At 38.2% G+C, this 14,936-nt stretch carries 15 protein-coding genes; 2 read left to right on the top strand and 13 right to left on the bottom strand.

Going from position 1 to position 14,936, the window contains the following annotated elements; all coding sequences use genetic code 11:
- Positions 1-12 precede the first annotated feature (12 nt).
- The 12 genes from AA980_RS13880 to AA980_RS13825 form a co-directional block, all read right to left on the bottom strand.
- Complete coding sequence (locus tag AA980_RS13880) at positions 13-639, bottom strand: hypothetical protein (protein WP_160310252.1); 627 nt, start codon at positions 637-639, stop codon at positions 13-15.
- Positions 640-650: 11 nt separating this feature from the next.
- Positions 651-1,901 (bottom strand): glycosyltransferase family 4 protein, encoded by a 1,251-nt coding sequence (locus tag AA980_RS13875; protein ID WP_024030104.1) that lies wholly within the window; start codon positions 1,899-1,901, stop codon positions 651-653.
- Positions 1,894-2,415: a DUF4912 domain-containing protein gene (locus tag AA980_RS13870; RefSeq protein WP_024030103.1), complete on the bottom strand. Its 522-nt coding sequence runs from the start codon at positions 2,413-2,415 to the stop codon at positions 1,894-1,896. The genes AA980_RS13875 and AA980_RS13870 overlap by 8 nt, the downstream gene beginning before the upstream one ends.
- A gap of 312 nt (positions 2,416-2,727) precedes the next feature.
- The gene (gene phoU, locus AA980_RS13865; RefSeq protein ID WP_024030102.1) at positions 2,728-3,387 is read right to left on the bottom strand and encodes a phosphate signaling complex protein PhoU; all 660 of its coding nucleotides are present in this window, start codon (positions 3,385-3,387) and stop codon (positions 2,728-2,730) included.
- Between the two features lie 13 nt (positions 3,388-3,400).
- Positions 3,401-4,174 (bottom strand): phosphate ABC transporter ATP-binding protein PstB, encoded by a 774-nt coding sequence (gene pstB, locus AA980_RS13860; protein ID WP_024030101.1) that lies wholly within the window; start codon positions 4,172-4,174, stop codon positions 3,401-3,403.
- Positions 4,175-4,186: 12 nt separating this feature from the next.
- On the bottom strand, positions 4,187-4,942 hold the full coding sequence (gene pstB, locus AA980_RS13855) for a phosphate ABC transporter ATP-binding protein PstB (RefSeq protein WP_407937464.1): 756 nt from the start codon (positions 4,940-4,942) through the stop codon (positions 4,187-4,189).
- Between the two features lie 83 nt (positions 4,943-5,025).
- Complete coding sequence (pstA, locus tag AA980_RS13850) at positions 5,026-5,913, bottom strand: phosphate ABC transporter permease PstA (protein WP_024030099.1); 888 nt, start codon at positions 5,911-5,913, stop codon at positions 5,026-5,028.
- Positions 5,913-6,833 carry a phosphate ABC transporter permease subunit PstC gene (gene pstC, locus AA980_RS13845; RefSeq protein ID WP_024030098.1) on the bottom strand — a complete coding sequence of 307 codons (921 nt, stop codon included), beginning with the start codon at positions 6,831-6,833 and terminating at the stop codon, positions 5,913-5,915. The genes pstA and pstC overlap by 1 nt, the downstream gene beginning before the upstream one ends.
- Before the next feature lie 85 nt (positions 6,834-6,918).
- Positions 6,919-7,854, bottom strand: a complete 936-nt coding sequence (locus AA980_RS13840; RefSeq protein WP_024030097.1) for a phosphate ABC transporter substrate-binding protein — start codon at positions 7,852-7,854, stop codon at positions 6,919-6,921.
- A 268-nt stretch (positions 7,855-8,122) separates the two neighbouring features.
- Complete coding sequence (locus tag AA980_RS13835) at positions 8,123-10,216, bottom strand: peptidoglycan D,D-transpeptidase FtsI family protein (protein ID WP_047771733.1); 2,094 nt, start codon at positions 10,214-10,216, stop codon at positions 8,123-8,125.
- A gap of 189 nt (positions 10,217-10,405) precedes the next feature.
- Complete coding sequence (locus AA980_RS13830; protein WP_024030095.1) at positions 10,406-11,623, bottom strand: MFS transporter; 1,218 nt, start codon at positions 11,621-11,623, stop codon at positions 10,406-10,408.
- A 111-nt stretch (positions 11,624-11,734) separates the two neighbouring features.
- Entirely contained in the window at positions 11,735-12,343 is a 609-nt protein-coding gene (locus AA980_RS13825) for a superoxide dismutase (RefSeq protein ID WP_024030094.1), read from the bottom strand.
- A 362-nt stretch (positions 12,344-12,705) separates the two neighbouring features.
- Here AA980_RS13825 and AA980_RS13820 point away from each other — a divergent pair, with 362 nt between their 5' ends.
- The gene (locus tag AA980_RS13820) at positions 12,706-13,401 is read left to right on the top strand and encodes a Crp/Fnr family transcriptional regulator (protein WP_024030093.1); all 696 of its coding nucleotides are present in this window, start codon (positions 12,706-12,708) and stop codon (positions 13,399-13,401) included.
- A gap of 41 nt (positions 13,402-13,442) precedes the next feature.
- Here AA980_RS13820 and AA980_RS13815 read toward each other — a convergent pair whose 3' ends face one another.
- Positions 13,443-13,925: a DUF456 domain-containing protein gene (locus tag AA980_RS13815; RefSeq protein WP_024030092.1), complete on the bottom strand. Its 483-nt coding sequence runs from the start codon at positions 13,923-13,925 to the stop codon at positions 13,443-13,445.
- A 164-nt stretch (positions 13,926-14,089) separates the two neighbouring features.
- On the opposite strand from AA980_RS13815, the gene AA980_RS13810 reads away from it, so the two are divergent.
- Entirely contained in the window at positions 14,090-14,869 is a 780-nt protein-coding gene (locus tag AA980_RS13810) for a DUF1189 domain-containing protein (protein WP_024030091.1), read from the top strand.
- The last annotated feature ends 67 nt before the right edge of the window (positions 14,870-14,936 follow it).

Genomic DNA, 14,936 nt, shown 5'->3' with positions numbered 1-14,936 from the left:
CTGTTATCAAAGTTAAAGGGTATCAATTCTTTTTAAAAGACCTTCCTCCATTGAAATTAATTCATTTTTGTTAGTGCCCGTTATAGACCAAGTGGTCATTCTACTAGTCTCCCTTGGCTCCACTGACACTTTCATGGCGAATATACTCGCTGCAGGACCTTTGGCTAATGGCTGATACTTTAAGGAACCCCTTTGCACGGAACTCCAAATTTGATCTGTATATGCATACCATTGCGGTATTGTCGTATACTCTTTCAACCCTTCTCCATGAAATTGCCCATTAACAAGAAAAACATGGTTATTTGAATGGTGAAAAATCCTTTTATCTGTCGGTGAAATAAATGTTACGTTATCTTGTCTTATAGTCGAATAATGGTGCATCGCTAAAACTTTTATTTCTTTTTTTTGCTCGCTGTGATTACTCACATAAATATGAGCAAGCCGAATTTTCGAGTGGACTTGGTCCGGTTTAACTTTAATTACTAACTCTTCATTGTAAATGACCTTTTCTGTACAGTTTTGCAGCCAAAAGGACATGCCATTTACCCAAATCCCAGGAATAAATTGCAGTGTTTCGAATGGCTGCTGATGTTTAGGAATCTGCTGATTATTTTGTGATTCTGTTAGATTTATCATCATTTACACCTTATTTACAATTTATTTGGTGTTTCCGCTTGCTTAAACTCATTCATTCGTTTGTTTAACAGAGTATCTTCCATAACTCTGCTTGTTTCTGTAGCTATCCTGTTCCAGCCATACAAACTTTTAACAATTTGGCTTCCCCTCTTACCAATTTCCCTTGCTCTTTGGGGATTTTGCAATAAAAAGTCAATCTGTTCTAACAGACTTCCTGCATCTCCTGGGACCATCAATAATCCTGTTTGCAAATGCTTCACAATCCCTTTTATTCCGCCTGTATTGGACACAATCGTAGGTTTCCCAAGAACCATTGTTTCAAGTGCGGCAATTCCGAATGGCTCATACAAACTTGGAATGACAGCCATTTCACATCCTTCGATGAGTCCAATCCTTTGTTCATCGGTAATATAACCTATAAATGCCACAAAGTTTTCTAATTTCCAATCAACAACCTGACGCCGATAAGTCTCAAGCATAGGTCCTTTACCTGCAATAACGAAAAAATAGCTTTGACCATTCTCTTTAGAATTGAATGCCGCCTCAATAATGGTTTCAAATCCTTTTTCTTTTACAATTCTCCCAAGCGAAAAAATATACTTTCTTTGCTTTAGGCCGGGACAAATTTCTTCTGTTGTTCGTTCTGCTGTCAACGGGTCAATCCCATTCGGAATAACCGCCAACCTATCAGCTCGAGCGTTAAAAACCAAAAGGAGTTCATCCCTCATGTATTCACTGCAAACGATTAATTGATCTGCCCATGTAATTAACTGCAGCTCTTTTTCATGGATAAACAGCTGCATTTCCGTATGAATGCCATTATGGCGTCCATGTTCTGTAGCATGAATTGTCGCAAGGAGCGGAAGGGCCAGTAAATCCTTTAAAGCAATAGCAGCGGAACCGACCAGCCAGTCATGAGCGTGAATAAGGTCAAAATTTATTTCTTCTGCTAATTTTTCCACCTTAAAAGCCATTGCTAAATTAAGCCCACCTATCCAGGAAAGAAAATTATCATCCTGCTCATTAATTGGTTTGACACGATGAACATTCACACTATTACTCTTTTCAAATGATGAAAGGCTCTCATTTCCAGCTGTTACTACATGAACCTCATGACCCATTGCTGCCAAATGAACCGATAATCCGAACACGTGACGCGAAAGACCGCCAACTATATTTGGGGGATATTCCCAGCAAAGCATCAATATTTTCAATCTCCAGCTTTTTTGGTTCATGTCAACTTGTTTGGAGAATGTTTTAACCATTTTTCTCCTCCAGCAGGTTTGATTTCAGATAATAGCTATATGTGCTTACATGATCCACCCATTTTGGCGGGTGGTCCTCATATTGCTGATATTGAATGATATCCCGATGTAACTCAATCCCATTTAACAATGTCGACGCTGGGGTTTGAATGCAGTTTGACCTGAAGAGAGGAAAAAAGTTAGCATCCAATAAATGAACGCCTAATTCAGCTGTATAGCACCGATTTGGTGCCAATCCTTTAATAAACCAGTGTCCACTCTGATAGGGAACGGTAATTTCATAATAATGACGGGCATTTTTCCCATTAAAAATAATATCCGTAACATCATAAATCCGAACAACTGGAACAAGATTTTCGAACCTGCAGTTAAAAAATAGTTCAATAATTTTTTCGGGTAATTCGGATACCTCCCAGAAAAGAATCATTTTTCTAGGGGTCACAAGTTTCGCTGCAAGTTCACCCTTTAATGGAACAAACTCTGGGGGTGCTGGGCTGACCATATCCTTAATCATAGCTTCCTCCATTCTGCAAACTATCAATATATGCTATAACAAACAAAATATTCATATTAGTTGTTAATTTAATCGTATCACCAGATGGGCAGGCAGACAATAAACACAATTTGTCGGATTTTGCCGGTCCTACGTACAGATGATGTTCAGTAATAAAATTTTTATGTAGTCTAAAAAAGAAAAGAATTATATTGGATTTTCGACATTCATTTGATATTTTCATTTTTCATTTTTGACAAAGTTTTCAGCCAAAACAAAAAAAAGATGAAGCCTAAACGATCGGCTTCATCTTTCATTTATTCAATTTAACTACTAGGCATTTAAATTAATGCGTTTTCCGGTCACTAGGTATACTACATTCTCTGCGATATTGGTTGAATGGTCTGCGATTCGTTCGATAAACCTGCAAACAAACGCTAACTGGATAATCTGGTTTGTTGCGTTAGGATTTTGCGGGATAAAGCTTAGGAGCTCATGTACCAAGTCACCGAACATTTTATCTACGGCATCATCTTTATTGGCACATTTTTTAGCCAGTTCAATATCTTCGGAATAGTAGGCTGTTATTGATTCAGAAACCATTTCTAATGCTAATTCCATCATTTTTGGAATATCGATGATTTCTTTAAAGTGCTTTTCATTACCAATGTGCTCTGCCGATTTGGCAATATTTACGGCGATATCCGCCAACCGCTCCACTTCTGAAGAAACTTTTAATGCGACACTAATTTTTCTCAGATCGGTTGCCACGGGAGATTCCCTGGCAATTAATAATAATGCTTTATTGTTAATTGCATCTTCCAAATCATCGATTTCATTATCGCCTTCAATTACTTTTTTCGCCATTTTCATGTCTTGATTTAGTAAAGCAATCATTGCGTACTTAATTGCCTGTTCTGACTTATGAGCCATTTCTAAAAGCAGTTCTTTTAATTCTTTTAAATTGTTATCAAAATTAGCTCTTGTACTCATTTATGCCACCCCATCATCCGAATCTTCCTGTAATATAACCTTCAGTCCGTGAGTCTTTTGGATTTGAAAAAATAGTCGAAGTTGAATCCAGTTCAATTAATTCCCCCATTAAAAAGAAAGCAGTCTTATCGGACACACGTGATGCTTGCTGCATATTATGGGTAACAATCACAATCGTATATTTTTCTTTCAATTCTAAAATCAGTTCCTCGATTTTCAAGGTTGATATCGGGTCCAAGGCAGAAGTTGGCTCATCCATTAACAAAACATCCGGTTTTGTTGCTAAAGCTCTAGCGATACAAAGCCGCTGTTGTTGCCCTCCGGATAATCCTAAGGCAGGAGCAGTTAAGCGATCCTTTACTTCTTCCCATAAAGCGACATCCATTAGTGCTTTGATGACAAGCTCATCAAGATGTTTCTTTTTAGTGATTCCATGTACTCTCGGACCATACGCGACATTATCATAAATCGATTGTGGAAAAGGATTGCCCTTCTGAAAAACCATGCCAACATTTTTACGAAGTTCTACAAGGTCGATTTTCTCGTCTAAAATATTTTTCTCGTTAAAGTTAATTTCTCCGGTCATTTTCACCTTCGGAACCATATTAATCATCAAATTTAGTGTTTTAATAAAAGTGGATTTACCGCACCCGGACGGTCCGATAATCGCTGTTACCTCTTTTTTGTTAATCGGAAAGTTGATGTTTTTTAAGGCATGATGATCACCATACCATAAATTCAAATCCATTATATCAAATACCTGTCTTGTCAATGTCGGAGTTGACATTCTATTTCCCCCTTATCCAAACCTTCCGGAAATATATTCTTCCGTCTTTTTCACAGAAGGATTGGTGAAGATTTTTTCAGTTGCATCATATTCAACCAAATCACCGCTTAAAAAGAAGGCCGTTTTATCGGAAATTCGCGATGCCTGCTGCATATTATGAGTGACAATGATGATCGAATAATCCTTTTTCAATTCCACAATTAAATCTTCAACTTTTGCGTTAGAAATAGGGTCCAATGCCGAAGATGGTTCATCAAGAAGCATGACAGTCGGTTTCATCGCAATTGTTCGAGCGATGCAAAGCCGCTGTTGCTGCCCTCCCGAAAGTGATAAGGCGGATTTATGAAGTCTATCTTTTACTTCATCCCATAATGCCGCTTTTTGCAGACTTTCCTCAACAATTTCATCAAGCTGACTTTTCTTTTTTATTCCACTGAACTTTAAGGCATGCGTTATATTTCCATAGATGGATTTTGGAAAGGGATTCGGCTTTTGAAATACCATTCCAATTTCTTTTCGTAATGCCACGACATTTATTTGTTCTGACAAAATATTAAGGTCCTCATACATAATCTCACCTTGCGCTCTTGCACCTGGAATCAGGTCATTCATCCGATTAATGCTTCTTAAAAATGTCGACTTACCACAGCCTGAAGGTCCTATTAAAGCCGTTACAGCATTTTTTTCTATATCCATAGAAATACCGTTAACGGCACGTTTTTCACCATAAAATATTTCTAAATCATGCACATTTAAAATATGTTCCATTTGCAACGGGACGGTTGATTGTATTGTTTGTTCACCAATTTCTTTTTCCAAAAGAGTCGTAACCATCCGTTCTCACCTGCCCTTTATTTAGTTGCTGTAATTTTCTTCGTAATGATACTTCCAATCCATCTAGCTAAAAGGTTAAAGAGTAGGACTGAAATGACTAATACAGCAGCAGAACCATTCGAGACCGCTTCAACATCGGGTATTAACCCTTGTGTGTTAACAGACCAAATGTGAACGGCGAGCGTTTCAGCCGGCCTGAAAATATTTAATGGAGATTGCTCAGAAAAAGGATTCCAATTTGCATAATCAAGTCTTGGAGTTGAAAGTCCTGCTGTAAACAATAATGCTGCTGCTTCTCCAAACACACGTCCAGCTGCAAGAATGATCCCCGTTAATATCGATGGGAAAGCACTAGGTAATAAGACGGTTTTTATAGTATGCCAATGAGTAATACCTAAGGCAAGACTAGCCTCTTTCAGATCCCGAGGAACAGTCCGAATCGAATCCTCGCTCACACGTACGATAACGGGCAAATTAAAGACTGTAAGTGCTAGAGCTCCTCCTAAAATCGTATATCCCCAACCTGTTACGTTAACAAACACCAATAATCCGAACATTCCGATTACGATTGATGGCAGCGATGCTAACACTTCAATACAGGAACGAATAGTGTCTGTTAATTTTCCCGGTTTCGCATATTCCGCCATATAGATTCCCCCGCCAACGCCAAGCGGAACAGCAATAATCATGGTAAGGAGTAAGATATAAAAGGAGTTAAATAACTGGTCTCGAATTCCTCCACCCGCACGAATATTGCTTGAAGGGGTAGTTAAAAAATCCCAGGAAATGTATTTAAATCCATTGACCAAAATATAAGAGAATAATCCAACAAGTATAGAAACAATGATAATAGCAATAGCAACAAATACGCCTGTTGCAATTCGGTCAGCTGTTTTACTTTTCATTACAGCTTCCTCCTTGATGATAGATAGCGGATGAGCAGAATAAAGGCAAATGACATAACTAATAAAATTAAGCCCATCGACCATAGGGTATTATTTTCCACACTTCCGTAAGTGGTATGTCCCATATTTAATGTAATAATTGTTGTTAAAGTAGCTGATGCATCTAAAATGCTTGATGGTAAATTTCTTACGTTTCCAATGACCATTTGAACAGCTAATGCTTCCCCAAATGCCCGAGCCATCCCCAAAACAACCGCAGTCAGGAGGCCTGGAAGGGCTGCAGGAATTAGCACCTTTCGAATCGTTTGCCACCGAGTTGCACCAAGTGCGTAAGAGCCTTCTCTTAAATTTTTTGGCAAGGTGCCCATTGCATCTGTTGCAATCGAAGTGATCGTTGGCAAAATCATAACCGATAGGACAATCATCCCGGAAAGCAAACTAAAGCCTAGTCCACCCACATGTGCCCTTACAAATGGAACTAATACTGTAAGCCCGATGAATCCATAAACAACAGATGGAATTCCAACTAATAGCTCGACGACTGGCTGTAATATTTTTCTTCCCCATGAAGGAGCAATTTCCGTCATAAAGATCGCAGCGCCAATTCCTAATGGTGCCGCAATAAGCGCCGCAAGGAAGGTGACGGCAAATGAACCGAAAATAAACGGCAAGGCACCATATTCCGGACTGGCTTGATTTGTAGGATTCCAGTGTGTACTGGTTAAGAACTCAATAAGACTAACACCATTTTTAATAAATGATTGTAAACCTTTTGTGCCTAGAAAAATAGTAATGGATATGGTTGCAGATATCATGATTACGGCACATAAAATTACTAGAATTTTTCCACGTAATTCCCCGTCCATCCTATTTTTTGAGGATTTTGTCAATCTTTCCTTTGCAGGAATAATCTTTTCCATAATGCACCAAACACCCCTAAAATACGTCATAATAGGGTAAATGCATATCTGCACTTACCCTTTTTTATCCATTTATTTATTCAACTTATAAATCTTTTTGATTTCCTTTTGCATCACGTTCTACCTTCATTTTTGTGACAGGAAGGTAGCCCTGTTCCTTTAATAAGGTAGTTTGGATTTCATCTGACATTAAATACTCTAGGAAAGCTTTTGCTAAGCCGTCAGCTTCGCCTTTAGTATAAGAATGTTGGTAAGCCCATACTGGAAATTTACCAGATTGTACATTTTCTTCCGTTGGTTCTACACCATCGATAGCAAGTGGTGTCACAGAATCATCAGTGAAGTATGAGAATGCAAGGTAACCAATTGCACCATCTGTTTCATTGATAATCTTTTTAACCGTGTTTGAAGAGTCCTCAGTAATTCCTTCAGCTGGTGTTGCACCATCAAGTGCAAACTTATTGAAAATTGCACGTGTTCCTGAAGAATCAGGACGATTTACAAGAACGATCTTTTGATCTTTGCCGCCAAGTTCTTTCCAGTTGGTAATTTTTCCAGTGAACACTTTAATTAAATCTGCTTTTTTAATATCTTTAATGCCAACTTTAGGATTAACCGCTGCAGTCATACCTACAACAGCAACTTTATGATCAACAAGCTCGCTTGCTTTATCAGGAATTTTTTCTTCTGCAAATACGTCTGAGTTACCGATTTGTACAGATCCTTCAGAAACTTGTGAAAGACCAGTACCAGATCCGCCAGCAGTTACTTGAATATCAGCTTTTGGATTTTCATTCATAAATTCTTCAGCTGCAGCTGCGACTAATGGCTGCATAGCAGAGGAACCAGAAACGGTTAATGAACCGGAAATTTCTTGTTTTTCTTCAGTTTTTGGAGTTGTATCATCTTTCTTGTCTGTTCCACTCGTGTTGTCTTTCGAAGCTCCGCCCCCACAAGCAGCCATAAATACCATTAATGCTGCAAATAATGTAACAAGGCTTAATTTTTTCAAACTTTTCATTTCCTGTATTCCCCCTAAGGTTTTTGATGGTGATGATGTTTGTCTGCCTTACATGTTTTAGAATAACGGATTACTGTAAACTGCGTTTTAATGAATTGTAAAGGTTTTGTAAATCTACATTGAGCTTTTGTAAATTGAGAAATTACTCCTATTGACTTCCTTAGCTATTTTGGGTTAACAAATTGCCTATATTTATATTTCTCATTAATTTATTTAAATATGTAAAAAACACCTGCCTCAGCTTTGAGACAGGTGCTTCGATAAACTATTATTGGCCAGTTTGCTGGCTGTTTTGAGTGGTGTCAGCATTCTCTGCTTGTTGCGTACTATCCGTAGTTCCTTCATCTAGAGGACGTGATTTCTTCAAGTCAAAGTATGCATCCATTACACTCTTGCCGATTGTCATATTAACACTCGGTCCTGTACTTCCTTGGTAAGCCCATGGGACAACAACAGCCATAGCCACTTCCGGCTTATCATATGGGGCAAAGGCGACAAGACTTAGGTTCATAACCTCTGCATTCTTTTGCGATGTAACAGGACCATCATAAAATGCTTGCGCTGTTCCTGTTTTTCCAGCCGGGTTATAATCAACACCTTTAAAGGTAGAAACACCCGTACCGTCACCTACCTGCATAACCATTCGGAAGCCATCTTGAACCCGCTTGATCCATTCATCTTTCAGATCTAAATGATTCAACACTTTAGGTTGGATTTCTTGGATTATCGGGCCTAATTCATTACTATCCATGACCGGTTCTCGAATTTCCTTTACAACATGGGGCTGCATACGATTACCTCCGTTTGCAATCGTGGACACATACTGTGCGAGCTGTATCGGTGTATACGTATCATATTGGCCAATAGCAAGGTCTAGAGCTAAACTTGCCTGGCTATCTGAACCTGGAAAACCGCTCATTTCATTAGGGAGGTCAATCCCTGTCCTCGTTCCTAGACCGAATTGCGCGAAGGATTGGCGCAGCGTGCTGAACGTCTTCTCCGCATTTATTAGAAGTGGACCGTTTGGAACATACCTTCCACCTCCCATAGCAATGACCGTTTTCCACATGTACACGTTGGATGAAACCTGTAATGCCCTAAGGTCATTAATGGAATTAAATTGCTTCCAGGATTTTTTTGGTTTTGTATTTTTGAATATTAACGGCTCATCAAAAAGAAAATCTCCAGGACTAATAGCTCCTGTTTTATAGCCGGTTAAAATGGTTGCCCCTTTGACGGTTGAACCAACGTTATAGGAAGTGGTAATATTCCCGCCGGCAAAGTCCCTCATTTCCGTTTTGCCGTCTTCCTTCGTAATTTGCCTTCCGGCAAGCGATAACACTTCTCCAGTATTAGGATTCATTAAGACCACAAAGGCACGATCCAAAAGAGCGGTGCCTGGCTTTTTCTTGGCCTCCAACAATTCCTTTTCAATGATTTTTTCTACTTGCTGCTGCAGATCCATATCGATTGATAATACAAGATCTTTTCCCCGCTTGCCCTCTGAAATTACTTCAGTAGAAAGGATTTTCCCTGTTTTATCTGTTACATTTTTTACTTTTGCCTTTTGACCATGGAGAACATCTTCATACTTAAGCTCGAGATAACTTTTTCCTACTCGGTCATTTCGGCTGTAATCACGAACAAGATATTTGTCTAACTGTTCCTTAGGTATGCCTGCTTCGGAGGTAGTTACGTCTCCGAGAATTGATTTTAACGTATTTCCAAAAGCATACATTCGGTCCCAGTCGGTTGTGGTATCGACACCAGGAAGATTCTCTAGATTTTCACTGACAACGGCAAATTCTTCTGAAGTTACATCTTTATTTTTGACAATTTGCGGTGTTAAGGCGTATCCACTGTTAAATTGCTTTAAAATCGCAATGGTTTTGAGTTCATCATTTTTGTAAGCAGCGATTTCAGCTTTCGGGATTCTCTTAATCTGCAAAGCATAAATTTGCTTATATTCCCATTGTTTATCGTCGTATAACTTCCATTCTTTTTCTGTAATTAACGCCTTTGCTTTGTCGGGATTTTTTAAGATCCAATAATCCTCTTTGTCACGCTCACGGACCTTTGCCGTGTCAACTGTAATGATGCTTGCTAATTTTTCTGCTGTATCAAGCATTTCCTTTTGATTTGTATTTTGATATTTTGTATACGTAATCGCATTTAACGGGGTATTGTCAACAATGACTTTCCCATTTCGGTCAAACATCTTTCCACGCGGCACTGGATTACTAACCGTAATATCTTCGGTCCGCTGCAATTCCCGTTTAAAATCGTCACCGAAAACAATTTGTATTTCGCCAAGACGCAAAATGAGAACAGAAAATAGCACAAAAACCACAAAGAAAACCATGTTCAAGCGAAACGGGACATGTGTCTTCTTCTTTTTCTTTTTATTATTCAAAGTCTATATACACTTCCTTTTTTTAAACGGTAAGATAACTTCCTCTATTCTATAAGATAATGCGCCTTTTTTCTATGAATAACACTTACCATTTTTAAAAACTTCAACTAAAAATGCGATGAGTGAAAATTCATCGCATTATGCAGCAGGTATTTGAACCTTTCTTATAAACAAGTAAATCAATGAATGTCCAGCACCCAAAACCAATAGTAAAATCGGAATACTTTTTACATCATTAAACCTGGTTACTGCTACTAAGAATGCTAAAATAGAAACAATTCTTCCAAGATTTAAGAATATCTCGCGGACGACAATATACTCAATTCGCATTTCTGCAGCTTTCCAGCCAATTCCAATTACATCGTATGTAGTTGACATATACGGAACGAGCAACAGTGGATAGGCGATTGCAATCATCCCTGCATAGATTAACAGTTTGGCGAAATTCACATCCCATACAATTACTAGCACTGCAGCATAAAGAAGAATCCCGCCCATAAGAATCGCTTTTTTTCGGTGATTTTTTTTAATTAAGCGTGAGGCTAGATAATAAGCAATAAATGAAATCCCAGAATTAATCAGCCCAAATGTCCCTAATGCCATTTCACTATTTGTCGAAATGTAAACAAAGACGGAGATGATAAATAAAAATGTCCCTTCTCTTAACCCCTGGAAAAAGTGGGCATTTGTAATTAGACGCCAATTTTTATTATGTTTTCTTTCCTCTAAAATCCGCTTAAAGCAATATCTCCCCGCTGCCGGCCGTGGTTTTAACGAAAAACTCATGAACACAGCAAGTGCAAATAATGCTAATGACAAACCAAAAACAAACGTATACCCCGTGAATTTTTCAAATCTGGTAATAATGAAACCGGCAGCCAGCGGACCAATCATTCCTCCCGCAGAGGTTAACGCTCCCAAAAACCCATTAAAAAAATCCCTCGTCTCAGGTTCTGTGATTTCGAAGGTTAACACATTGTAGGCTAACCAATAAAACCCGTAACCGATCCCAAGCAGGCTCCCCAACAGTAGTAAAAAGGTGTGTGCTTTCGTCCCTGTAATTAATACAGACAAGTAAAAAACAGACAAAAAGATAACACCAATTCTAAGCACAATGACCCTGTCGATTTTCTTAGCCCATCTGCCCGCTAAAATAAACGTTAAGGGCTGTAGAACCACAATTGAGAGGTTATAAAGGGCCAAATCCGAATACTTTCCCGTTTGTTTCCAAAGATAAATATTCACAAATGTGTTGGAAAGAGCAACACTCAATGAGTATAACCCGCCAATAATGAGCAACAGTGATAGATCTTTGGTGAACTCTACATCACCTAATAATTTAAATTTTTTTGCCATAAAAAAACTCCCCTTTGTATAAGGGTAGTCTTTATCTGGGCGCTTGTTCTTATTCAAATATTTTCGGGAAACGAAAAAAGGCAGCCCGCGGCCGCCTTTTTCGTTTTCCTTTTACTTTGCTTCGTTATAACGCTTAGAAACTTCGTCCCAGTTTACAACGTTCCAGAATGCGCCGATGTAGTCTGGACGCTTGTTTTGATATTTTAAGTAATATGCATGTTCCCACACATCAAGACCAAGGATAGGAGTTTTGCCCTCCATTAATGGTGAATCTTGATTAGGAGTGCTAGTTACTTCTAATTCGCCGTTGTTTACAGCAAGCCAAGCCCAGCCAGAGCCGAATCGAGTTGTTGCTGCTTTGGCAAACTCTTCTTTAAAGCTCTCGAAGCTGCCAAATTTATTGTTGATTGCGTCTGCTAGTTCACCAGCTGGTGCGCCGCCGCCGTTTGGAGAAAGGATTTGCCAGAATAAAGAATGGTTTGCGTGTCCGCCGCCATTGTTACGTACTGCTGTACGAGCAGCTTCTGGAACTGCATCTAAATTGGAAATTACTTCTTCCACTGATTTAGATAATAATTCTTCGTTACCAGCTAGTGCATTGTTTAAGTTAGTAACATAAGTGTTGTGATGTCTAGTGTGATGAATGTTCATTGTCTCTTTGTCAATGTGTGGTTCAAGCGCATCTTCTGCATAAGGTAATTGTGGTAATTCAAATGCCATATTAAACTCCTCCTATGTATACATGATTTTAACCTTAGGGATATTCTAAACACCAAAATGATTTTTAGAATATTTCTAAAGCTTTGCTTTAAAGATACCAAAGTTGGTGCTGCGTTTCAAATAAAATGCTTACAGTCCCACCATAAATACCATACCCATTTGAAAGATTTTTATTCTTTATTTTACAACGAATGGTCATCTATCATTTTTCGAAAAATTGTCATGATTCACCTAAACAGCATTCTGTCAACGATTTTTGTCATATCTCACTTACTTTTTTCCTAATACTGGTAAATACTCTATTGACATGTTGTATATAATTCATTTTAATCAAGTTGAAAGGAATGAAAGGAGTGACTGATATGCAAGATCCTCATTTTTCAATATATAGTTTAATGGTTCAATTTTTCCAAAAAAACGAGCCCATTCAAAAATTCAAATCTGGCTCCGTTCTGTTTCAAGAAAAGGATCCAGCCCAATATGTTTACTTATTGCTTAAAGGAAGTATTGCACTGGGAAGAGTCCATTTGCGCGGAAAAGAGTTTATTTTAAAAATCTTAAATGATAGGGAACTTATTGTTGAGTATCAGCTTTTTAAAGCAAATCCCCGTTATCAGTTTTATGCTAAAACATTAAGTGACTGCGAGCTTCTGGTCATAAAAAGAGAACAATTTGAAGATTTTATCTTAACCGACCCCGAGGCAATGAATGCTTTTGTTTCCTGGTTAAGTACCGGGTATTTAAAGGCACAGATGAAATGCCAGGACTTAATTATGAACGGTAAAAAAGGCGGTCTATACTCTATTCTCATCCGTCTTTGCAACACCTATGGCGTGAAAACTGAGGATGGCATCCTAATTGATCTGCCCCTAACCCATCAAGAGTTAGCCAATTTAACATACGGGACAAGAGAAGTCATTCAACGTTCATTAAAAGAGCTTCGCGAGAAGGACATTATTTTGTATGAAAACCAAATGTTTACCGTAAAAAACTTAAACTATTTAAAAGAAGAGGTAGATTGCCAAAACTGCTCCTTTGAAATTTGCGGGATAAATTAATCAGCTAAAAGCCACCAACCTTAATTAAAATGGTGGCTTTTTTATTTAACGACTATAAAAAAGTAGGCTATCATAATGACTTGAATGATTGCTTTGGTCAGAATACTACTAATAAAACCAATAACGGAGCCAAAACCGATTTTTAAACTATCGCTAAAATTTCTTTTGTTGAAAATTAACTCAGCTGCAATCGCTCCGATAAACGGGCCAATAAGGATTCCAAGAACCGGAATAACAAAAGGGCCAAGGAGAATGCCAATCGTACTCCCCCAAACACCTGCTTTAGAGCCGCCATATTTCTTTATTCCAACCATATTGGCAATATAATCCGCAACAAACAAAAGAACAATGAATAACCCCTGAATTACCCAAAACAGCCAATGGAATCGCTCGAAACTAAAAAACACGCCATAAAGTAAAAACCCCGCTAACAAGAATAATACACTGGGGATGATGGGGTACACCAGCCCGACGAAGGCAACAATAAAAAGAACACTTATGATTAGCCAATAAACAATATCCATCTCTTCCAACCTTCTTTATTTGTAAATATAGTTTAACATTGGTTTTCCTTCTTTACCTATTTACGGATAACACTGAATTTTGTTTCATAAATAATGGGACATTCTTGTGTATACCCTACACAAAAGCTACAATAGAATGGTGAATCTATATTGAGGTGGTTGTTATGAATATTTTTAAGCAATTAGTTAAGAGTATCTATTCTCCAAAGGATATTGCCTTATTTCGTTTTCAAGGAATTGGAAAAACAATTTTATATGTCTTCCTTCTAACTTTGATTTCCATCCTTCCTTCGATAATTTACTTAAGCACTGCCCTAACTACGGGAATAGATTCCGCTAGAACCATTATTAGCAAAGAATTACCTGACTTTTCAATAAAGAAAGGGCAGCTTACAGCAGATACATTAGTACCAGTTACTAGTAATCAAGATAACTTTACGATTATTCTTGACCCAACTGGGACAATTTCAGACACAGATGTTGAAAATGAAGGCAATGCCTTTGCCTTGTTAAAGGATGAATTTGTCCTAGCTGCAGGCGGTCAGAGCAATATTTATCCATATGCGATGCTGCAGGGATTAAATTTTTCTAAAGAAGATTTGCTCAACTTTATTGATACAATAGCAGGAAATAGAGGGATTATCATTCCACTCCTCTCTTTATTCATCTATTTAGTTTCTAGTGCATCCAGTTTTGTGGAGGTTTCCGTCCTCGCCATAATTGGATTAGTACTTAAAAACCTATTAGGAAGAAAGTTAACTTATCGACAATTGTGGCGAATGGCCGCATACAGCGAAACCCTGCCTACGTTATTTTTCACCATTATGGCAGCCATTAAAACATCCGTGCCCAACAGCTTTATGATCAATTGGTTAGTCGTAATTATCGTTTTATACCTGGCTATTAATGAAATACCCAAACCAAAAAAGAAAATAACTGAATAAGCGTCCCTAGTGGATGCTTTTTTTGCTTATTGGTTCTATCAGAAAGTGGACAAGCATACGAATGTAC

Source organism: Neobacillus vireti, from assembly GCF_001026695.1.
Lineage (GTDB): Bacteria > Bacillota > Bacilli > Bacillales > Cytobacillaceae > Neobacillus > Neobacillus vireti.
Note: the sequence above shows the minus strand (reverse complement) of the source record. Positions and strands in the feature narration are given on the sequence as shown.